The organism is Cognatishimia sp. F0-27 (assembly GCF_020667845.1).
GTDB lineage: Bacteria > Pseudomonadota > Alphaproteobacteria > Rhodobacterales > Rhodobacteraceae > JAFMPQ01.
Genome location: NZ_JAFMPQ010000052.1, coordinates 1 through 20,233 on the forward strand (window position 1 = coordinate 1; position 20,233 = coordinate 20,233).

Annotated in this window: 18 protein-coding genes; 7 read left to right on the forward strand and 11 right to left on the reverse strand. The window is 62.5% G+C overall.

What is annotated here, in order from left to right; all coding sequences use genetic code 11:
- Positions 1 to 164: 164 nt before the first annotated feature.
- From J1C49_RS19840 to J1C49_RS19850, 3 genes are all read left to right on the forward strand, one after another.
- Positions 165 to 893: a CoA transferase subunit A gene (locus tag J1C49_RS19840; RefSeq protein ID WP_227447580.1), complete on the forward strand. Its 729-nt coding sequence runs from the start codon at positions 165 to 167 to the stop codon at positions 891 to 893.
- A complete protein-coding gene (locus J1C49_RS19845; protein ID WP_227447581.1) occupies positions 893 to 1,516 on the forward strand; it encodes a 3-oxoacid CoA-transferase subunit B in 624 nt (207 codons plus the stop codon). Before J1C49_RS19840 ends, J1C49_RS19845 begins: the two co-directional genes overlap by 1 nt.
- A 461-nt stretch (positions 1,517 to 1,977) precedes the next feature.
- Positions 1,978 to 2,346: a VOC family protein gene (locus J1C49_RS19850; RefSeq protein WP_227447582.1), complete on the forward strand. Its 369-nt coding sequence runs from the start codon at positions 1,978 to 1,980 to the stop codon at positions 2,344 to 2,346.
- Between the two features lie 469 nt (positions 2,347 to 2,815).
- Here the strand turns inward: J1C49_RS19850 and J1C49_RS19855 are convergent, their stop codons facing one another.
- Complete coding sequence (locus J1C49_RS19855) at positions 2,816 to 3,265, reverse strand: phasin family protein (RefSeq protein ID WP_227447583.1); 450 nt, start codon at positions 3,263 to 3,265, stop codon at positions 2,816 to 2,818.
- Positions 3,266 to 3,394: 129 nt separating this feature from the next.
- Positions 3,395 to 5,197: an alpha/beta hydrolase gene (locus tag J1C49_RS19860; protein ID WP_227447584.1), complete on the reverse strand. Its 1,803-nt coding sequence runs from the start codon at positions 5,195 to 5,197 to the stop codon at positions 3,395 to 3,397.
- A gap of 216 nt (positions 5,198 to 5,413) precedes the next feature.
- On the opposite strand from J1C49_RS19860, the gene phaZ reads away from it, so the two are divergent.
- Entirely contained in the window at positions 5,414 to 6,688 is a 1,275-nt protein-coding gene (gene phaZ, locus J1C49_RS19865; RefSeq protein ID WP_227447585.1) for a polyhydroxyalkanoate depolymerase, read from the forward strand.
- A gap of 247 nt (positions 6,689 to 6,935) precedes the next feature.
- Here the strand turns inward: phaZ and J1C49_RS19870 are convergent, their stop codons facing one another.
- The 4 genes from J1C49_RS19870 to J1C49_RS19885 form a co-directional block, all read right to left on the reverse strand.
- Positions 6,936 to 7,475 (reverse strand): flavodoxin domain-containing protein, encoded by a 540-nt coding sequence (locus J1C49_RS19870; protein WP_227447586.1) that lies wholly within the window; start codon positions 7,473 to 7,475, stop codon positions 6,936 to 6,938.
- A gap of 304 nt (positions 7,476 to 7,779) precedes the next feature.
- Positions 7,780 to 8,322 carry an adenine phosphoribosyltransferase gene (locus J1C49_RS19875; protein WP_227447587.1) on the reverse strand — a complete coding sequence of 181 codons (543 nt, stop codon included), beginning with the start codon at positions 8,320 to 8,322 and terminating at the stop codon, positions 7,780 to 7,782.
- Positions 8,319 to 8,942 carry a LysE family translocator gene (locus J1C49_RS19880; RefSeq protein WP_227447588.1) on the reverse strand — a complete coding sequence of 208 codons (624 nt, stop codon included), beginning with the start codon at positions 8,940 to 8,942 and terminating at the stop codon, positions 8,319 to 8,321. Before J1C49_RS19880 ends, J1C49_RS19875 begins: the two co-directional genes overlap by 4 nt.
- A gap of 97 nt (positions 8,943 to 9,039) precedes the next feature.
- On the reverse strand, positions 9,040 to 9,921 hold the full coding sequence (locus J1C49_RS19885) for an S-methyl-5'-thioadenosine phosphorylase (protein WP_227447589.1): 882 nt from the start codon (positions 9,919 to 9,921) through the stop codon (positions 9,040 to 9,042).
- A gap of 432 nt (positions 9,922 to 10,353) precedes the next feature.
- Between J1C49_RS19885 and J1C49_RS19890 the strand changes: the two genes are divergently transcribed.
- Positions 10,354 to 11,988 (forward strand): SulP family inorganic anion transporter, encoded by a 1,635-nt coding sequence (locus J1C49_RS19890; RefSeq protein ID WP_227447590.1) that lies wholly within the window; start codon positions 10,354 to 10,356, stop codon positions 11,986 to 11,988.
- Between the two features lie 135 nt (positions 11,989 to 12,123).
- Here J1C49_RS19890 and J1C49_RS19895 read toward each other — a convergent pair whose 3' ends face one another.
- Positions 12,124 to 12,771 carry a CatB-related O-acetyltransferase gene (locus J1C49_RS19895; RefSeq protein ID WP_227447591.1) on the reverse strand — a complete coding sequence of 216 codons (648 nt, stop codon included), beginning with the start codon at positions 12,769 to 12,771 and terminating at the stop codon, positions 12,124 to 12,126.
- Positions 12,772 to 12,905: 134 nt separating this feature from the next.
- On the reverse strand, positions 12,906 to 13,511 hold the full coding sequence (locus tag J1C49_RS19900; RefSeq protein WP_227447592.1) for a flavin reductase family protein: 606 nt from the start codon (positions 13,509 to 13,511) through the stop codon (positions 12,906 to 12,908).
- Positions 13,512 to 13,675: 164 nt separating this feature from the next.
- On the opposite strand from J1C49_RS19900, the gene J1C49_RS19905 reads away from it, so the two are divergent.
- Together J1C49_RS19905 and J1C49_RS19910 are read left to right on the forward strand one after the other, a co-directional pair.
- Positions 13,676 to 14,164, forward strand: coding sequence for a GNAT family N-acetyltransferase (locus tag J1C49_RS19905; RefSeq protein WP_227447593.1), 489 nt, complete (start codon positions 13,676 to 13,678; stop codon positions 14,162 to 14,164).
- A 388-nt stretch (positions 14,165 to 14,552) separates the two neighbouring features.
- Positions 14,553 to 15,329, forward strand: a complete 777-nt coding sequence (locus J1C49_RS19910; RefSeq protein ID WP_227447594.1) for an EcsC family protein — start codon at positions 14,553 to 14,555, stop codon at positions 15,327 to 15,329.
- Positions 15,330 to 15,768: 439 nt separating this feature from the next.
- On the opposite strand, the gene ptsP is transcribed toward J1C49_RS19910, so the two are convergent.
- From ptsP to J1C49_RS19925, 3 genes are all read right to left on the reverse strand, one after another.
- Positions 15,769 to 18,006 carry a phosphoenolpyruvate--protein phosphotransferase gene (ptsP, locus tag J1C49_RS19915; protein WP_227447595.1) on the reverse strand — a complete coding sequence of 746 codons (2,238 nt, stop codon included), beginning with the start codon at positions 18,004 to 18,006 and terminating at the stop codon, positions 15,769 to 15,771.
- 133 nt (positions 18,007 to 18,139) lie between these two features.
- Entirely contained in the window at positions 18,140 to 18,772 is a 633-nt protein-coding gene (locus tag J1C49_RS19920; protein ID WP_227447596.1) for a bifunctional 2-polyprenyl-6-hydroxyphenol methylase/3-demethylubiquinol 3-O-methyltransferase UbiG, read from the reverse strand.
- Between the two features lie 171 nt (positions 18,773 to 18,943).
- Positions 18,944 to 20,182: an aspartate kinase gene (locus J1C49_RS19925; RefSeq protein WP_227447597.1), complete on the reverse strand. Its 1,239-nt coding sequence runs from the start codon at positions 20,180 to 20,182 to the stop codon at positions 18,944 to 18,946.
- Between the last annotated feature and the right edge of the window lie 51 nt (positions 20,183 to 20,233).

The following is a 20,233-nucleotide window of genomic DNA, read 5'->3' on the forward strand; positions in this document are numbered from 1 at the left end:
CCGACCTTGGCCGGGGTTGGCGCGCAGACAGCCCCTCTTTGCGCATCGGTTGCGGCATCGGCCCGCCCCCGCCTGTTCAGCACGCCGCGCCGCAGCATCGACGTTGACACGGCTCGTGCCGCGCGTCACAAACCCTGCAATCGAATGGACAGGGGAAATACGCGATGAAAAAGGTCTATGGGTCCGCGTCCGAGGCGCTGGACGGTCTGTTACAGGACGGAATGCTGATCGCATCCGGCGGGTTTGGGCTTTGCGGCATTCCCGAGCTCTTGATTGATGCGTTGGTCAAGAGCGGCGTGAAGGACCTCACCGTGGCATCCAACAATGCGGGCGTGGACGGGTTTGGGCTCGGCAAGTTGCTGGAAACCAAGCAGGTCGCCAAGATGATGTCCTCCTATGTGGGGGAGAATGCCGAGTTCATGCGCCAGTACCTCTCGGGCGAGCTCGAGCTGGAGTTCAACCCGCAGGGCACCTTGGCCGAGCGCATGCGTGCCGGGGGCTGTGGCATTCCGGGGTTCTATACCAAGACCGGCGTTGGAACGGTCATTGCCGAAGGCAAGGAGCACAAGGAGTTCAACGGCGAAACCTACATCCTTGAAGAGGGGATCTTTGCCGATCTGGCCATCGTGAAAGCATGGAAAGCCGACGAGACCGGCAATGCAATTTTTCGCAAGACCGCGCGCAACTTCAACCCGCCTGCCGCCATGTGCGGCAAGGTTTGCGTGATGGAGGTCGAGGAAATTGTCCCGAAGGGCAGCCTTGATCCGGACCACATTCACTTGCCGGGGATCTATGTTCACCGCCTGATCCAGGGCGAGCACGAAAAGCGGATCGAACAACGCACAACCCGACCGCGTCCCGACGGGACAGCGCGCAAAGCGGAGGAAGCATAATGCCTTGGGATCGTAACCAGATGGCGGCCCGCGCCGCAGAAGAGCTCGAAGACGGGATGTATGTCAACCTCGGCATCGGAATCCCGACGCTGGTGGCCAACTATGTGGGCGACAAGGACATCACGCTGCAATCGGAAAACGGCATGCTCGGTATGGGGCCGTTCCCGTTCGAAGGCGAGGAAGATCCCGACCTGATCAATGCGGGCAAACAAACGATTACAGAGTTGCACCGCACGTCCTATTTCGACAGCGCCACATCTTTCGGGATGATCCGGGGCGGCAAGATCGCCGCGGCGGTGCTGGGGGCGATGGAGGTGGCCGAGAACGGCGACCTGGCCAACTGGATGATTCCGGGCAAGCTGGTGAAAGGCATGGGGGGTGCGATGGACCTCGTGGCCGGGGTCGGCCGCGTGATCGTGGTCATGGACCACACCAACAAGCACGGTGACAGCAAGGTGCTCAAGGCCTGCACCCTGCCGTTGACGGGCAAGGGTGTGGTGGATCGCATCATCACCAATCTCGGTGTGCTCGACGTGGTCGAGGGCGGTCTGAAAATCGTTGAGACCGCGGATGGGGTGAGCGAAGACGATTTGCGGGCTGCGACGGAAGCAACGATCGTCTGACGCCGCAGAGGAGCAGGGCGGGGCCGGGCGCTCCGGCCTGCCCTGCGGATCACGCGCGAGAGCGACGGGTCCAACGGGGCGCCCTGTGATGCGGTTCGAGAGAGAAGCCGAAGCGGCGCGCACCTGTCGATGCGCGCTCCGAGTATGGCGATCGCAGGCCGCGCATGTCTGCCGGAACCGGTCCGAGGAGGGGGCGGGACTGTTCGCCATGCCGCAGGCTGTCGCGGGTGGCCTGCGCCGCGGGGGTCAGCTTCGTGCCGTTTTGCCGGTTTGCGCATGGACGACGCTGAAACCACCCGACCAAAGCGGGCGCCTCTATCCCGCCTGAGTGAGGAACCCTTCTTTAGCCCGGGCTCATCCCGCTCTTGCGTGCGGGCCTCGCGGCGCCCCATCACCACACTTGCCAAACCTTGCAAAAAACCGGACCCTTCCACCCATGCCTGGCAAACGAGGGGAAGACCATGGAACTTGGCGCGTTTTCATTGAGCCTCGGAGTCAAGGATCTTGACCGGTCTCGGGCTTTTTACGAGAGGCTCGGCTTCGTGGTCATGGGGGGAGATCCCGCACAGAACTACCTGATCATGAAGAATGGCCAGACCGTGATCGGCCTGTTTCAGGGCATGTTCGACGGCCCCATGCTCACCTTCAACCCGGGGTGGGACCAGAATGCGGATCCGCTCGAAAGTTTCACCGATGTGCGGGAGATCAAGGCTGCGTTGGCGCGGGCCGGACAGGAGATCGCGCAGGAAACCGGGGAAGAACACGGGCCCGCGAGTTTTGTGGTGACCGATCCGGACGGTTACCCCATCCTGTTTGATCAGCACCGATAGCGGACCGCCGCGCCCTCCCGTGACGTGCTTCTGGAACGCGTGGACTGCGCGGGTGCGTTGCTCCGACGCCGCCGCGCGCGGGTTACGGCCTGCGCATGGAGGGAAGCGCTTTGCGCGCCCTTTGGCCGGGGTTTCATCGAGGGAAGACCGGCGTGGCTCTCAAGCTGGTGCCGGGCTGTTTTGTGCCTGGACTGCCCAAGGGGTCGGACCCGCGTCGCCCCGCTGTCAGGAAGAGGCGTCCCGGCGGCAAAACAGATGCTTGGCAGAGGATAACGCGGCGAGGGTATGGCAGTGCGGCCGGGCGCTTTCGGTCTTCAGACCAGACTGACCGGCAGGCGGGCGTGTGTGCGGCCAAACAAAAGCCATCCTCAAACAAAAGAAAAAAGGCGGGTTCCGAAGAACCCGCCAGCAATCTGCGCCATAAAAGGGAGGAGAGGGCGCAAATTTTGACTGTCTGGGAGGAGACAGATTATTTCGCGGCTGCGGTCGCTTTCTTGGCGGTCGCAGTCATTTCGTCGGTGGCCTTCTTCACGGCTGCGCTTGCATCCTCGGAGAAGTCCTTGCCAGCGGCCATGAGCAGCTCGACTGTGTCCATCTGAACCTTCTTCGCGATCTCGGCGAATGCGGCCATGTTTTCGGCAGCAACTTCGGCCTGAGCGGAAGCGAAATCGGTCATCGCCTTGGCGTAATCGGCAGGCTCGGTCTTTGCCTTGGAGATTTCGCCGATCTTGGCAAGCGTGTCTTTGGTCCACTTTGCAGAAATCTCGGTGGACTTTTCTGCTGCTTCCAATGCCACGTGCGACAGCTTCTCGTTCATCGTCGCGGTGGTCTTGAATGCGTCTTCCATGGCCTTCGTGTCGACCGGGAAGGAGCCCATCATGTCTTTGAGCATCGTGTTGATGTCCTGAGTATTTGCCATCGTTTTAGTCCTTTCTAAACGCGGCGGACCCGTTCCGCCTGTTCGTTGAGAAAGAATATGAATGCTGCAGTGCAGAAAATCAAGAGCTTTTGCTGCACTGCGGCATTTTTTGCCGATTGATGGCTTAACTCACTGATTTTGCTGAGCAGCCTTCAGCTTCACATAGGTGCCAGGCGCAGGGCAGATCGGCTTGTAGGTCTGCGATCCGGGGATTCGCGCCTTCACCTGCTTGCCGGAACGCTTCTTGAGCCAGGCTTCCCAGATCGGCCACCAGGAGCCTTCATGCTCTGTTGCGGCGTCCAGCCAGGCATCGAAATCGCCGCTCAGATCGTCATTGAGGTAATGACCATACTTGTTCTTGCTCGGCGGGTTCACGATGCCGGCGATATGGCCGGACTGGCCCAGAACGAAGGTCTTGTTGCGTGAGCCCATCATCTGCACGCCCCGGTAGACATCGCGCGCCGCAGCAATATGGTCGGTCTCGGTCGCAATCGACATCAGCGGCACGTCGACATCGCGCACGGACAGCGTTTCGCCAAGAAGCTCGAATGTGCCTTCGGCGAATTCGTTGCGTTGGCACAGACCGCGGAGATACTGGCTGAACATCTTGCCCGGCAGGTTGGCGCCGTCACCATTCCAATAGAGCAGGTCGAAAGCCGGCGGGGTCTCTCCCATCATGTAGTGGCGGATGGCCGGGCCATAGATCAGGTCGTTGGAGCGCAGATAGGAAAAGGTCCGCGCCATGATGAACGAGGGCAGAATGCCTTCCTGGTCGATCTCCTGCTCGATTCCGTCAGCGAAATCGTCTTGCAGGAAAGGTGTGAATTCCCCCTGATCGGAAAAATCGGTGAGCGCGGTAAAGAAGGTCGCGGACTTCACCGATTTGTCACCACGTTTCTTCATCAGTGACAGCGTCAGGCTGAGTGTCGTGCCCGCAATGCAATAGCCCACGGCGTTGACCTTCGGCACCTTGCAGACATCTTTGGCGATCTCGATCGCCTTGAGAAACCCGTCCTCGACATAGTCTTCCAGCCCGGTATCGGCGTAGCCCTTGTCCGGATTGATCCAGCTGACCACAAACAACGTGTATCCCTGGTCGACGATCCAGCGGATCAGGCTGTTCTGCGGTTTGAGGTCCAGAATGTAGAACTTGTTGATCCATGGCGGGAACAGCACAACCGGTGTCTCATGCACGGTTTCGGTCGTGGGATTGTATTGGATCACTTCCATCATCCTGTTGCGGAAGATGACCTCACCCTCTGCGGTGGCGATGTTCTCGCCGATCTGGAAGGCTTCTTCGTCGGCAAGCCGGACAACCAATTCGCCATTATTGGCCTCGAGGTCGCGCACGAGGTTCTCCATCCCCTTGACCAGACTCGCTCCCTCGGTTTCCAGCGCCTTCATCAACGCGTCGGGATTCGTTGCAAGGAAATTGGTCGGCGCGAACATGTCCGTGATCTGCTGCGCAAAATACTTCAGGCGGCGCTTTTCCTTGGGATCCATCTCCTCGATATCGTCGATGGCCTGTGCAACGGCTTGCGCGTTGATGAGGTATTGCTGTTTGATAAAGTTGAAGTAGGGATGTGTATCCCATAGCGGATTCTTGAACCGCCGGTCCGTCGGGCCAGGGTCTTCGGGGGCTGCGAACCGGCCTTTGGCGAGCCTTTGCTGAACGTCCACAAAATGGGTCATGGTGCGGCCCCAGTAATGCACCTGTTGCTCAAGGATCTTGGCAGGGTTGTGCATCCATTCCTGCACATAGGCATGCGCGGCCTTGGCATAGAGCGCGTTGTCCGGCCCATTCAGGGCGGTCGGCGTTGATTTCTTTTGCGAAAGGGCATTCAGCAGCCGCTGTCGGAGTTCTTCGACCCGCGCCATATTCGCTTCGAGCCGTTCGCGGCTTTCCCCTGCGGCGATCTCGTTTGTTGTCATCGCGCCCATTTCCCCTTAATCATGCTGCTGTGCAGAATATCGTCGCCGCGTGTGGGAGGCAAAGCGACGATTTGGCCCGGTTTAGGCCAAAAATTGTGCGTGTTGCGTCAAGCGTAACCGAAACCGAAAGGATCGGACAGGCTTGTGATCGGCACGCGTCGACTATGTGACGTTGCCCGCTCTGCGGGGGCGTCCCCCCGTGAAAAGGATCGCGTTATGCGTTACATGATGACTTACGACCTCATGGAAACGGCCCGGAATACCAACCAATGGTTGGGTTCCACGGCACGGACCATGGCCTCCTACCCCGCCTTCGCAATGGTGCCGAACCCGATGATCGGGCTCATGGCGGCATGGGGCGAAGTGACCGAACGTGCCTTCCAGCGCATGGTGACCAAGCCCGACTGGGGCATCCGGACCTTCACCTGCGAAGACGGCAAGGATCATCTCGTCGATATCAAGACCGTGGTGGAAAAGCCCTTTGGCGACCTTATTCACTTCGACGTGGCTGGCCGCGCGGAACAACCCCGCAAGATCCTGCTGGTGGCACCGATGTCAGGGCACTACGCCACGCTGCTGCGCTCCACGGTGAAGTCGCTGATCGTGAATTGCGAAGTGTATGTCACGGATTGGCACAACGCGCGCGATATCCCGGTTTCGGCGGGCAAGTTCGACGTGGAGGATTACACCCTCTACCTGATGGACTTCATGAAACATCTCGGTCCCGACACCAATGTCGTCGCCGTGTGCCAACCGGTGCCGCTGACGCTGGCGGCAACCGCCTATCTCGCCGAGCTCGACCCCGATGCACAGCCGCGTACGCTGACGCTGATCGGCGGACCGGTCGACCCGGATGCAACCCCGACGGATGTGACCGATTTTGGCCGCCGCGTTACCATGGGGCAGCTCGAAGAAACGATGATCCAGCGAGTCGGGTTCAAGTATCCCGGCGTCGGACGGATGGTCTATCCGGGCCTTCTGCAGCTGGCCTCCTTCGTGTCGATGAATGCCGAGCGCCATTCCAATGCCTTCTCTGACCAGATTGCCCGCGTGGCGCGGGGCGAGGCGTCTGACCATGACCCGCATAATCGGTTCTACGACGAGTATCTCGCTGTGATGGACATGCCGGCGGAGTTCTATCTCTCGACCGTCGACCGGATCTTCAAGCGCCGCGAAATCGCGCTGAACGCGTTCACCGTGGCCGGGCACAAGGTCGATTTCGGCGCAATCACCCGCGTTGCGGTCAAGACGGTCGAAGGCGCAAAGGACGATATCTCCGCGCCCGGACAATGTGTGGCGGCACTGGACCTGTGCACCGGGCTGCCCGATGAAAAAAAGGCGAGCCATGTGGAACCGGGCGCCGGCCATTACGGGATTTTTGCAGGCAAGAGCTGGCGCAACAACATCCGACCGCTGGTGCTCGACTTCATTGATTCGAACGCGGGTGATCCCGGCACCAAGGGCAAGCCGGCCAACACCAACGCGGCCTGAGCGGGGCTTGGTTTGCTGACCGGCCCTGGGGCCTGCGCCGGGTCGACTGGGCCGCGCGCATGACACAGATGAAAAACGCGAAGGGCGGTCCAGACGGGCCGCCTTTTTCAATCCGGCTCAGAGACGCCCCAGGCCGATGTCAGGCCGATGCGCGCGGCCGAATGCGACGCGCCTGCGACGTCCGGGACGCGCCTGCGCCGTCGGGGACGCGCCTGCCACGTCCGGCATGGCACAGCGGGCGGCCGTGTCAGGCTGTGCCAGTCTCGGCGAGCCATGCATCAACCGCCGCGTCGAGTGCCGCCCAATCGGTATAGACAATCTCCGCGTTGAGATCCGCGTCCGGGTCCTTCTGCGCGATGATCCGTTTCATGACAAAGCGGCGAAGCAGGTCATAGCGCTCGGGGCGATAGGCGCCGGCAACATGTTCGATGCGCCCCGCGCGCCATCCGGTGGCTTTCTCGAAATCCGAAAGAATCGTGCCAAGCTGCCGCCAGTCTTCCGCGTCATGGCCCGCGGCGGCCAGCGAGACGGACAGGAGCAATGTCGGCTTTTGCGCCAACACCGGCGCCTTGGCGGCGACAAAATCGCTCAGAACACCCTGATAGTGGCCGGCATGCAAAGACGCCGCGAGCACAACCGCGTCAAACCGTGTCACGTCCATCCCGGCCGCATCGCCCAACCCGATCAGCGCCACCGAATGCCCTTGATCGAGAAACCGTTCCGAGACGTGTTGACCAATCCGGGCAGTGTGCCCGTCCGTGGTGCCGTATGTGACCAGTATCCTCATCCTGACCCTCCCGATCCCTTGATTGCCGCGGATGAGGGTGGAGCTGTCATCCCCAACCATCCCGCCAGACGCGGTCAGGATGACGCCGGGCGCAATCGCGCGCCTTGATCGGCGTCAAGAGGCATGTCGCGTTCAGAAATGCGCCGCCATCAAACACGCCCGTGCCGGCGCCGGGCTTCTTTGGGCTTGAAATATCCCGGGGAGTCCCGCCCCCCGGGCGGGACGGGGCAGCGCCCCTTACAAAAAATGCGGGCTCGCGGGAAAACGGCGGCACAGTCTCACGGAGCGGCGAGACAAACCGGCCTCAGAGACCTTCAAAGGCACAAAGCGCGTGGACATCCATGCCCATGGCTTCCAGCCGTGCACGCCCGCCCAGTTCAGGAAGGTCGATGATGAATGCACAGCCTATGATCTCACCGCCAAGCCGTTCGACCAGCTTGATCCCGGCTTCCGCCGTGCCTCCGGTGGCGAGCAGATCGTCCACCACCAGCACTTTTTCTCCCGGGGAAATGGCGTCGTCATGCACTTCGACCACGGCCTCGCCGTATTCAAGCTGGTATTCTTCCGAAATGACCGCGCCCGGCAACTTGCCCTTCTTGCGGATGGGCACAAACCCAACCGACAATTGATGTGCCACCGCGCCGCCAAGCACGAATCCTCGCGCTTCCAGCCCAACAACCTTGTCAAACCGCACACCTGCATAGGGGTGCAACAGCTGATCGATGGCGATCCGGAAGCCACGCGCATCCGCAAAAAGCGTGGTCACGTCGCGAAACATGATCCCCTCATGCGGGAAGTCGACAATGGTGCGGATGTAATCCTTGACGGTTTTCTGGGTTGGTTTCACGACGATCTCCGAAGGGTTGCGGTCACGATCCCCATGCCGATGAGCGCAGCACCGCCCGCGCGGGTCAGCCAAGGCAGGACCGAAGGTTTGACAAGCGTCCGGCGCAGCGTGTCCGCAGCCAATGCATAAGCCAGCGCATTCATGGCCGCCAGGGTGACGAAGGTGGACACGAGGATCGCAAATTGCGGCAGAAGCGGCGCATTGGTCGCAACGAACTGCGGCACGAAAGCGATGAAGAAGGCGATGCTCTTGGGATTGAGCGCGGTCACGGTGGCGTTGTGCCAGAACACCGCGCGGCCGGTCACATCCGGGGCCGCAACGGGCAGGGCACCCGACGGGGCCGATCGGATCAGTTTTGCGCCCAACCAGACGAGATACGCCGCGCCGATCCATTTCAACACGAGAAAGGCCGTGGCAGAGGCCGCCACCAGCGCGCCCAGCCCTGCCAGCGAGAGGCTCATGGCAACAAGATCACCCAGCGCCACCCCGCCCGCGGAGGCCACGGCCACTGCGCGCCCCTTGCTGAGCGCATAGCTGAGCACGAGCAACACCGTTGGCCCCGGGATCAGCAAAAGCGCGGTCGACGCCGCCACGAAGGTCAGCCACAGATCAAGGCTCATGCGCGTCTCCCCGGCTTCCCACTGATCCACCCGGCCTCGCGCGGCGCGACTTCAGCGTGCGCGCGTTGCAGGCCCCGGCGGTTGCTTGAGCCGCCCCTCATGCGTTTGAAAGAACGCGTCCGGCGACGGCGTCCAGCCGTGCCACGAGCGCCTGATCGCGGGCCTCGGGCGCGGTCAGGATCGCGTAGTCCAGCGCCCGGTCGCAGCCATGCGGGCAGGGCGCACGCTCCGACCCGAGCAAGGCCGGCAAGCCGCGCACCATTTCGCGGCCCTTTTCGGCATTGCCCATCAGAGTACGGATAATCTCGTTCACATCGACCTCGCCATGCTCGGGATGCCAGCTGTCATAATCCGTGACCATCGCAATGGAGGCGTAGCACAGCTCCGCTTCCCGGGCGAGCTTGGCCTCGGGCATATTGGTCATGCCGATGACATCGGCCCCCCACTGTTCCCGATACATCCGCGATTCCGCCAGTGTGGAGAATTGCGGTCCTTCCATCGCAAGATATGTCCCGCCCTCGTGGATCGTGATGCCGGCCGCGCGCGCGGCGGCCACGCAAGAGGCCGACAAGCGGGGGCAGGTCGGATGGGCAACAGACACATGCGCGACGCAGCCGGTGCCAAAGAAGGACTTCTCCCGCGCAAAGGTCCGATCGATGAACTGGTCCACGGCGACAAAATCCCCCGGCGCCATCTCCTCGCGGAAGGAACCGCAGGCCGAGACAGAAACCACGTCCGTCGCCCCGATCCGCTTCAGCGCGTCGATATTGGCACGGTAGGGCACCGTGGTGGGGCTGTGCACATGACCGCGCCCATGCCGGGGCAGGAAGGCCAGTCTGACTCCGTCCAGAAGACCGGTCAGGATCTCGTCCGACGGCGCGCCCCAGGGTGTGTCCACCGCTTGCCATCTGGCCTCTTCCAGCCCGTCAATGTCGTAAATCCCGGATCCGCCGATCACCGCGATCATGGTCTGTGTCATTGCCGCTCCGATTCTTCTGGCCCGGTCGGTCACCGGATACGGGCAGGAGTGTGCCGAAACAGGCTGTAACTGCAAGGTCTTCGGCGGAGGCACGTATGATCGTGACCGTTTTGCAGTCCTCGTGCCCGGGCACGTCTCCCAACATCGGGCGTGATCTCGCGCCTTTGCGCGCCGCCGAAAACCCTTTGGCGCTGAATGCGCATCATCGGTGTCAGGGCGGGTCAGGTCCATCGGCGGCATGGTCGCCTGCACCGGCCGCCTGCGCCAAGTCTGCGTGAAAACCGTGTCACTCCCGCGGCCCGCATCATAAAACCGTGCCAACGCCATGGCGGGCGGCTATACCCTTGCGGCATGGCGGATATGCAGGCCCGTGCTGGCAATCCGGGCAGGCTTGCTCTAAGACGCGCGGAACACCCAAAAGGACGTCTCCCCATGCCCAGAGCCACCTGGTCGGCCTTTGTCGACCGACTCGAAATGCCGGATCTTTCGCTGTCGTCGGATGAAAAACTGACCCCGTCGCGGATCCGGATCGAATTGCTTGCAGGCCTGACCGTTGCCCTTGCGCTTGTGCCCGAAGCTGTCGCCTTTGCCTTCGTGGCCGGTGTGCACCCGCTCGTCGGGCTCTACGCGGCTTTTCTGGTTGGCCTTGTCACGGCGCTGATCGGCGGGCGGCCGGGCATGATTTCCGGCGCCACGGGCGCTCTGGCGGTTGTGATGGTGGCGCTGGTTGCGCAACACGGGGTGGAGTATCTTTTTGCCACGGTGGTCCTGATGGGCATCCTTCAGGTCATTGCCGGGGTGATGCAATGGGGCAAGTTCATCCGGCTTGTGCCGCACCCGGTGATGCTCGGCTTTGTCAACGGCTTGGCCATCGTGATCTTTCTCGCCCAGCTTGGACAGTTCAAGGTGCCCGGCAGCATGCAGCAAACCGGCCACGGTATGGGTGGCGGGGAATGGTTGTCCGGACTGCCCCTCTACATGATGCTCGGCCTGACAGCGCTCACAATGGCAATCATCTGGGTGATGCCGCGCCTGTCCAAGGCGGTGCCTGCGCCTCTGGTCGGCATCTTTGTCGTGGCTGCGCTCGTGATCGCCTTCGGGCTCGACGTGCCGCGGGTGGGGGACCTTGCCTCGATCCAGGGCGGCTTGCCGGCTTTCCATATCCCGATGGTGCCGCTCACGTTCGAGACGCTGGAAATCATCCTGCCTTATGCAATCATCCTCGCGGCCATCGGCCTGATTGAAAGCCTTCTGACGTTGAACCTCGTCGGGGACATGACGGGCAAGCGCGGTGGCGCGTCGCAGGAATGCATCGCGCAGGGCGCGGCCAATGTCCTGACGGGGTTTTTCGGTGGCATGGGCGGATGTGCGATGATCGGGCAATCCATGATCAACGTGAAATCCGGTGCCCGGACCCGCATCGCGGGGATTGCGGCGGCGCTTTTCCTGTTGATCTTCATCCTCTTCGCAGCGCCCTTGATCGAACTGATCCCGCTCGCGGCGCTTGTCGGGGTGATGTTCATGGTCGTGATCGGCACATTCGCGTGGAATTCGCTGACCATCCTGCGCAAGGTGCCCCGCATGGACGCCTTCGTGATCCTGCTTGTGACGGCCGTGACGGTGTATGAAGACCTTGCCGTGGCTGTGGTTGTGGGGGTGATCGTCTCGGCCCTCGCTTATGCATGGAACAATGCGCGCCGCATTCACGCCAAGACGCGGGAGTCCCACACCGATCTCGGCGCCAAGGTCTACGAGATCCAGGGGCCGTTGTTCTTTGGCTCGGCAGAGGGGTTCTCGGAGCTTTTCACCATCGAAGACGATCCTGACGTGGTGATCGTGGATTTCGCGGAAAGCCGCGTTGTTGATCAATCGGCGTTGCAGGCCATCGAGGCGGTCGCCGGAAAATACGAAGCGGCGGGCAAGACGATCAAGCTGCGCCACCTGTCGCGCGACTGCCACAGGCTGCTCAACAAGGCCGGACATCTGATGGTCGACAGCGAGGACGACCCCGATTACGCGATTGCCGTCGATTACAACGTGCGCACCGGGATTCTCGGCTCGCATTGACTGGCCGCGCTTCTCGGGCAACGCAGGTCGCGACCCGGGGCTTGGGGGATGTCGTCTTCGAGGTGTTCCGCATCTTCTCCTTTCGGCGCGATGCGGCGCACTTGGGTGGGCGTTTGGCCCGGCTGAGACGACCGCTCAGGCCGGTGCGAAGCGCTCCAGGGCCGCAACATCACCAGCCTCCAGCGCACTGCGCGCGGCGTCGATTGTCGCGACCGGCCAGTCCCACCACGCAAGAGATGCCAGGCGGGCGATCTCGGACTCTTTGAACCGCATGCGTGCCACGGTGCCCGGATTGCCAGTCACCACGGCGTAATCGGGCACCTCGCCGCGCACGACCGCGCCGGCGCCAACGATAACGCCATGGCCAATCCGCGCACCAGCCAGCACCCGCGCGCCATAGCCGAGCCAGACGTCGTTGCCGATGACGATATCGCGGGTATCCGGCTGAAATCCAGCCATGCGCTCCGGGTCGAACACGGCAAAGGGATAGCTCGAAATGCCGCGGGTCTCGTGGTTTGCCGAGGCGCCGATGAAGCGCACGCCATGCGCAATCTGGCAGAACCGGCCAATCACAAGGCGATCCTGCGAGAAGGGAAAATGATACGGCGCGAGTCGCGCGGCCCACCCGTCCGGCTCCGGCGGGTCAAAATCCGAGGCGTAGCTGAAGGCGCCAACCTCGATGCAGGGGTGATCGATCACCTTCGCCAGATGCACCGTGCCCGCATGGGCGGTGCCATCGGGCAGAATGATCGGATGGGCAGCGTCTGGATCGGGCAGGGGCATGGCGTTCGGTCTTCGGTTGCAACAGGCGGCAGGCGGTGGTCTGGCGCGGCGCCACACCGCCTGTGCGGTGCTGGCACCCGTTTGGCGCGCGACTGCCGCGGCGGTCACACCGCTACAGCCGCACTGGCTCGGTTCTATTCGCCGGGACGTTTCAGCGAGAATTTTTCGCGGACCACGGTGTAGTCACGGTATCCCATGCGGCTGAGCGGGTTGAAACTCAGCACGTCAAAGATGCCATCCTTGAGGCAATCATCACGCATGTGGACGCCGGTCACCTCACCAAAAACGGCAAAATTTGCCTCGCCCGGCAATTGCACGATCTGCGTAAGCCTGCACTCGAGATTTGCCGGCGCTGCAGCCACACGGGCGCAGTCGATTGTCTCGCAGGCTGCCTTTTCGATCCCGGCTTTTTCGAACTCGTCGACCGTCGCGTCCCAAGCGCCGGAGGTCGTGTTCATCACGTCCTTCATCGCATATTCGACGATGTTGACGCAGAAAACGCCTGTATCGCGGATCTGGGCCACGCTGTCTTTGGTATCGCCGCGATCCGGTTTGGCTGATGTCGATGCGAACATCACCTGGGGCGGGAAATACGCCACGGCATTGAAAAAGCTGTAGGGGGCGAGATTGTCGTGCCCGTCCGAGCCCCGGGTGGAGATCCACCCGATCGGGCGCGGCGTGACAATGGCGTTGAACGGGTTGTGCGGCAGACCGTGGCCGTCTTCAGGGCGGTAGAACATCGAGGCTCCATTTTCAACAAAAGGCGCGGGGGTTTGCGCCGTCACGGTGGCCGTGATACGCGGCTTTGCACCGAATTGCACGCGCCCCGGCGCATGTCTGCAAGGGCCTGCGCGCAGAGGTATCCTGCGTCGCGAGCGGGGAGAGGGAAGGGCTTCAGGAGCCGATGTTTACGCTCTGCACGGAAACACCAGAGGACTGGTGGGAGGTCGAGGCCCTGTTTGACAGCTGTTTTGCGCCCGGTCGCGGAGCGCTGTCTTCCTACCGATTGCGTGAGGACGTGGTCCCGATTGCCGCGTTGTGCCGCGTGGCGCGTGACGAAACAGGCGCGATGGGGGGAGCGATTCGCTACTGGCCGGTGCGGGTCGGGGGGGCTCATGCGCTGTTGCTCGGGCCGGTTGCCGTACATCCGACCGCACAGGGCGAAGGGCTTGGCGGGGCGTTGATCCGCGACACGCTCGCCCGCGCGCGCGAGATGGGCGAGACCCGCGTGCTGCTTGTGGGCGATGCTCCGTATTACCGCCGATTTGGGTTCGAGAGGCTGAGCGGAGTGGAGATGCCGCCGCCAACCAATCCCGACCGTGTGCTTGGGGTTGCGCTGCAACCGGGGGGGTGGAACGGCATTGCCGGTCACGTCACCCGTGCGCCGGGGTGATCAGCCCAAGGCAGGTGCGGGTTGCGAGAGGATGCATGGGGTTTGCCGGATAACAGGAGTGATGTCCGGGCGGGCGGGCAGCCGCAGTCACGGGCCGTGGACAGAAAAGCCGGGCAGAAACCCCGGCGTTGATTGGTGCGAGGCATTGCCGGTCGGGTGCCTTGCCCGGCCCACCAGGCCCTGTGCCTTCGAAGTGGACCGCGCGCCTTGTCCTTGATGGGACCTACGGGTGTTGCGCCACGCGGGGCAGGACAAGGGTCTTGGACGTCAGCCTGTCGCCGAAACGCGGACCTTGCGTGCCCCGGTGCGAGACGCCAAGCGGTCGGGGTGGACTTGAAAGGCGCGTTTGGATGCCCCACATTTTCCTAAGACCTCAAGAGGAAAACCCATGTCCGATATGCCGCTTGTTCCCGCCACGATAGACCTTGACGCAGAGCTCGTAACGCTCGCCGACCGGTATCGTGCAGCGGATTCTCTTGGGTTGCAGCTTCTGAACATGATCAACAAACCGGCGGACAGCCTTCTGGAGCGGTTGCCGCGCAAGGCCCGGGAAAACCTGGAAACCTTGACGATCCGAGGTCTTGAAGCGGGCATGTCCGCAGCGTCCGGCACCCGCGTTGTTGTCCGGGATCAGGCTGATTGGGTCAATACGGCCACCACCACTGCCGCCGGTCTGGTTGGCGGGTTCGGCGGCTTGCCCACGGCGCTCGCAGAGCTTCCCGTTACGGTCACTTTGTTGATGCGCGCGGTTCAGGGCATCGCGGCAGAGCACGGGTTTGATCCGGATGATCTTCAGACGCGCAAAGATACGTTGCTTGTGTTTGCCGCATCCGGGCCCCTCGTGAGCGATGCTCGGATCGACATGAATTTTCTGGCGTCGCGGACCACGCTCAACGGGGTCAACGTATATGTGTCGATCGGGCTGATCGCGCCAAAACTCGCAGCGGTGCTCGGACGCAAGCTGGCCACGCAGACCGTGCCCGTTCTCGGGGCAGGCGTTGCCGCGGCGACGAACTACACCTACACGAGCTACTATCAGCAAATGGCGCATGTGGTTTTTGGCCTGCGGCGTCTTGCAGAGACCACAGGCACCCCGTTTGCCGATCTGGTCGAGCGTCTCGAAACCGAACTGCGGGAGCGCGATGTTCTTTCCAAGAGCGCCTGACACGGGCCGGCTCTTGGCGTCAGTCAGTCGGGCGACCGCCGGGGTGCACCGTTTCAGAAGCGGCCATTAACTTGGATTTAAGGTTAATTCCGTAACTCTATGGGCAAGAGCCGGTGCAGGCCCGGTTCATACAAGACTCTGAAGGACAGGCTTCCGACCCGCGTTAAAAACTCTTGCGCGCAAGGACGGGAGCCGGGGTCGCCCGTCCGCGTAAAATGCGCGGGCGGTCACATTCGCCAGAATGGCAATGGTCCAAGACTGTATTGGCGCCCGGCAGGTGGTAAACCGTCCCTGCCGGGCGTTTTTCTGTCGAGCGGCCTGCCTGCAACGACGGCTTCCGCGCGCCGAATGGTGGGCTGCACACCCCGCGTCGTCATTCGGCGCAAGCCATGCACCGTGGTGCTAACCCGTCGCGCCCGACCAACACGCGCCGTTTTCGTCAGCCCTCGCGCAGCAGCGCCATCACCCGATCGCGCACGGACATCTCGCCCTCTGCGCGCGCCTCGTGGATCGCGGCCTTGACCGCGGCCAGATTGCTGCGCATCAGAAGGCTTTTCACCGGGCCGACCGAGGCCGGACGCATCGACAAGGACCGAAAACCGATTGCGGCAAAGCACAAGGCCTCGACCGGCCGGCCGGCATCTTCGCCACAGAAGCTCAGTTTGGTCCCGCTCTCCGCGCAGCGTTGCACCACGTGTTCGAGGAATGTCAGAAAGCTGACATTCAGCGTGTCATAGCGCCGCCGCACGAGCTCGTTTTCCCGGTCGGCGGCAAAGAAGAACTGCTTGAGATCGTTGCCACCCACGGACAGGAACGCCACTTCGTCAAAAAGCTTCTTGGAAGCGTAGGCAAGGCTCGGGGTCTCGAGCATGGCGCCGATCTCGATCGTTTCGGGCAACACGTGACCAAGCTTTGTTTCGCGGGCTACCGCCTTGTCGACCTCCTCGCGCGCTGCGCGGAATTCCTCATACTGGGCGATGAACGGAAACATGATGGTGAGGGGTCGCCCGTTCGCCGCGCGCAGCAGCGCCTGCACCTGCATCCGCATGACGCCGGGCTTGTCGAGCCCGACGCGGATTGCCCGCCATCCCAGCGCGGGATTGGGTTCCTCCACGCGGCGCATGTAGGGCAGCACCTTGTCGGACCCGATATCGAGGGTCCGGAACACCACCCGTTTGCCCTTTGCAGCATCCAGAACCCGGGCGTAAAGCGCGGCCAGATCCGTGCGTTTGGGCATTTGCTGGCGCACGAGGAATTGCAGCTCGGTCCGGAACAGCCCGACCCCTTCTGCGCCCGAGCTCTCCAGCGAAGGCAGATCGGCCATCAGACCCGCGTTCATGTTGAGTTCGATCCGCTCGCCACAGCCCGAAACGCACACAACGTCTCGGATCGACGCGTAGCGCTTCTGCGCCTCGGCCTGCATCGCTAGCTTGTCAATGAAAGCGCCTGCGACCGTCTCTTCCGGTCGCAGATGCACGATACCCTGATCGCCATCCACGAGGATCCGATCGCCGTTCAGCGCTTCGTTCGTGATACGCTTGGCGTGGATCACGAGCGGGATCGCAAGGGCGCGCGCGACAATCGCGGCGTGACTGCCGACGGATCCTTCCTCAAGGACGATCCCCTTGAGCCGACGACCGTATTCAAGCAATTCCCCGGGGCCGATATTGCGGGCAATCAGGATCGGGTCATCCGGCATTTCGGATCCGGTCTCCTTGCCCTGCCCGGTAAGAATGCGCAGCAGCCGGTTGCTCAGGTCGTCAAGGTCGCTCAGCCGGTCGCGGAGATAGGCATCGCTGACCTCGGACATGCGTGCGCGGGCCTGGCTCTGTTCCTTCTCGACCGCGGCTTCCGCAGACAGACCACGGCCGATATCGGTCTCCATCCGCCGCATCCAACCCTTGGAATTGGCGAACATCCTGTAGGCTTCGAGCACCTGAAGCGCTTCGCTGCCATCGGTTGCCTGGGTCAGCATCTCGTCCACGCCAACGCGGAGCGTTTCGACCGCCTGCGTGAGGCGGGCCCGCTCCTTCTCGGGGTCGTCAGAGACCACATTGGTCACGACCACGCGCGGTTCGTGCAGCCAGACATGACCCATGGCGGCGCCTTCCTGGGCGGTTGTCCCGCGCAGCATCACAGGCTGGGTGTGACGGGCCTTGAGCGCCGCACCTTCCCCGACAAATGCGCCGAGCTCCGTCATCTCCGCCAAGACCATGGCGACCACCTCGAGCGCATAGATCTCGTCCGCGGTGAACTCGCGCTTGAACTTGGATTGCACCACCAGCACTCCGAGCTTCTCACCAAGCCGCTGGATCGGCACGCCGAGAAAGCTCGAATAGATTTCCTCGCCGGTCTCGGGCATGTAGCGGAAACCGGGTTCCGCGGGTGCGTCAGCCGCATTGACGGCGCGGCCAGTGCGCGCCACGCGCCCGACAAGGCCTTCGCCCAGCCGCATCCGCGTCTGATGAACGGCCTCAGGCTTCAGCCCTTCGGTGGCACAGAGTTCAAGCGTTTCTTCGTCGCGGAACAGATAGATGGAGCACACTTCCGTGCCCATGGAGTCGGCGGTGAGCGCAACGATCCTGTCCAGCCGTTCCTGACCGGCGGCCTCCTCGGCCATCGTGTCCCGCAGCCGCCCAAGCAGCTTGCGGCTTTCGCTTTCAAGACCGTCCGCCATCCTGCCTGGCACTCCCCCGTCGTCGTTGTTGATATAACGGGCTTCGCGCCCGGATGGAAAGAGCCGCCATCATACCGGTTCCGTCCTCATCACAGTTGCCGCATTTTGTGGCAATCGCGGTTGCCATTGCGTGTCAGCCCTTGCGCGCCACCACAAAGAGCCGCGGCGCCATCCCGCTCTGGTCAAGCCGGTCCTCGATCACGAAGCCTTGCGCCTCGATCATGGTCACCAGCTCTTCAGATGAGAAGCTGCGCACGAAAGGTGCCTTGCCCACCAGCCGCATGAGCGGGATTGCAAAACGCACATACCAGGGCGCTTCGCCCAGACAGGCGGTCTTGCTGATCAGGAGACCGTCCTTGGGCAGCGTGTCGTGAATGGTCCGCAGGCTCGTCTCTGCATCTGGCACGAGATGAAGCAGGTTCAGCGCGAGGATCACATCGGCGCGGCTTTCGGACACGGTCGACCCATCCGCTTCGGACACGGCAAAGCGCAGATGGTCGAGCGCGCCCCCGGTCTGGTCTGCCTGTTTGGATCGCGCGATCTCGATCATTTTCGGCGAGATATCTGTCGCCAGGTAATCGGCTACGCCTTCGGCAAGTTCCAGCGCCGTGCTTCCGGTGCCGCACCCCAATTCCAGAACCCGGTGGTCGGGCTTCAGACGGGCGGCAATCCGGTCACGCGTTTCATGATAGCCGGCAAGATCACCGATCGGATCCCGAGCGTATTTTTCGGCAATCTTGTCCCAGAAGGTGGCGGCGTCGGGCATCGTTTCGCTCTTTCTTCAGGACGCACCCCTATGGCGTGCTTACGGTCCGGAGATATCGACCCGAGCGGCGGGATGCAATCAAAGGTTGTCCGGCCCGGCGAAAAAACCGGGTCGGTGCGTCCGATGCAGGGCGCGCCGGCCAAACGGAACTCATGGGCCGTGCGGAGGCGGTCAGGACGCCTTTTCGAGCTCGAACGCATCATGCAGCGCCTGAACGGCAAGCTCCATGTATTTGCGGTCAATCAGAACGGAGATCTTGATTTCCGACGTGGTGATGACCTTGATGTTCACGCCGTCTTCGCTGAGGACCTTGAACATTTTCGCGGCCACGCCGGTGTGGCTGCGCATGCCGATCCCGACCACCGACACCTTGGCCACGTTCTCGTCGGCAATGATGCCGTGGAAGTTGATGTCGCCTTTGGCCTTGGCTTCTTCCATTGCCTTTTCTGCGCGCTTCACCTGGTTGGTGGGGCAGGAAAAGGTCATGTCGGTGCGGCCCTCTTCCGAGATGTTCTGCACGATCATATCGACATTGACACCGGCTTCGGCGAGGGGGCCAAAAATCGCCGCGGCGATGCCGGGACGGTCGGCGACGGAGACAAGGGTCATCTTTGCCTCGTCGCGGGAATAGGCCACACCGGCCACAACGTTGCTTTCCATGATCTCCTCCTCGTCGCAAACGAGCGTTCCGGCCTCGTCGGACTGTTCTTCGAAACTCGACAGCACCCGCAGGCGCACCTTGTAGCGCATCGCCAGCTCGACCGAGCGGGTCTGAAGCACCTTGGCCCCCAGGCTCGCCAGTTCCAACATCTCCTCGAAGGCGATCTTGTCAAGCTTGCGGGCCTTTTCGCACACGCGCGGATCGGTGGTGTAGACGCCGTCCACATCCGTGTAGATGTCACAGCGTTCCGCCTCGAAAGCGGCGGCAAAAGCGACTGCGGTGGTGTCCGATCCGCCGCGCCCCAGCGTGGTCACGCGGCCTTCCGGGCTGATGCCCTGGAATCCTGCGACCACGGCCACGCGCATGCCTTCGCCGAACTTCGCCATGATGTTGTCGGTGGGGATTTCTTCGATCCGCGCGGCGGCATGCGCCGAGGTGGTCCGGACCGGCACTTGCCAGCCTTGCCAGCTGCGTGCGGGAACATCCATCTCCTGCAGGGTGAGTGCCATGAGCCCCGCGGTGACGTTCTCGCCGGAACTGACAACGGCATCATATTCGCGCGCATCATAAAGCGGCGACGTCTCGTCCACGAGCCCGACCAGCTTGTTGGTTTCACCCGACATGGCCGACACGATGACGATCACGTCATAGCCCTTTGCGACCTCGACGCCCACACGTTTCGCGGCGCGGCGGATCCGGTCAAGCGTGGCGACGGAGGTGCCGCCAAATTTCATCACGAGTACGGGCATGGGTCTGTCCTGCCAATCTGTTCGGGCGGGTCTGTAGGGCGCGCGCCGCAA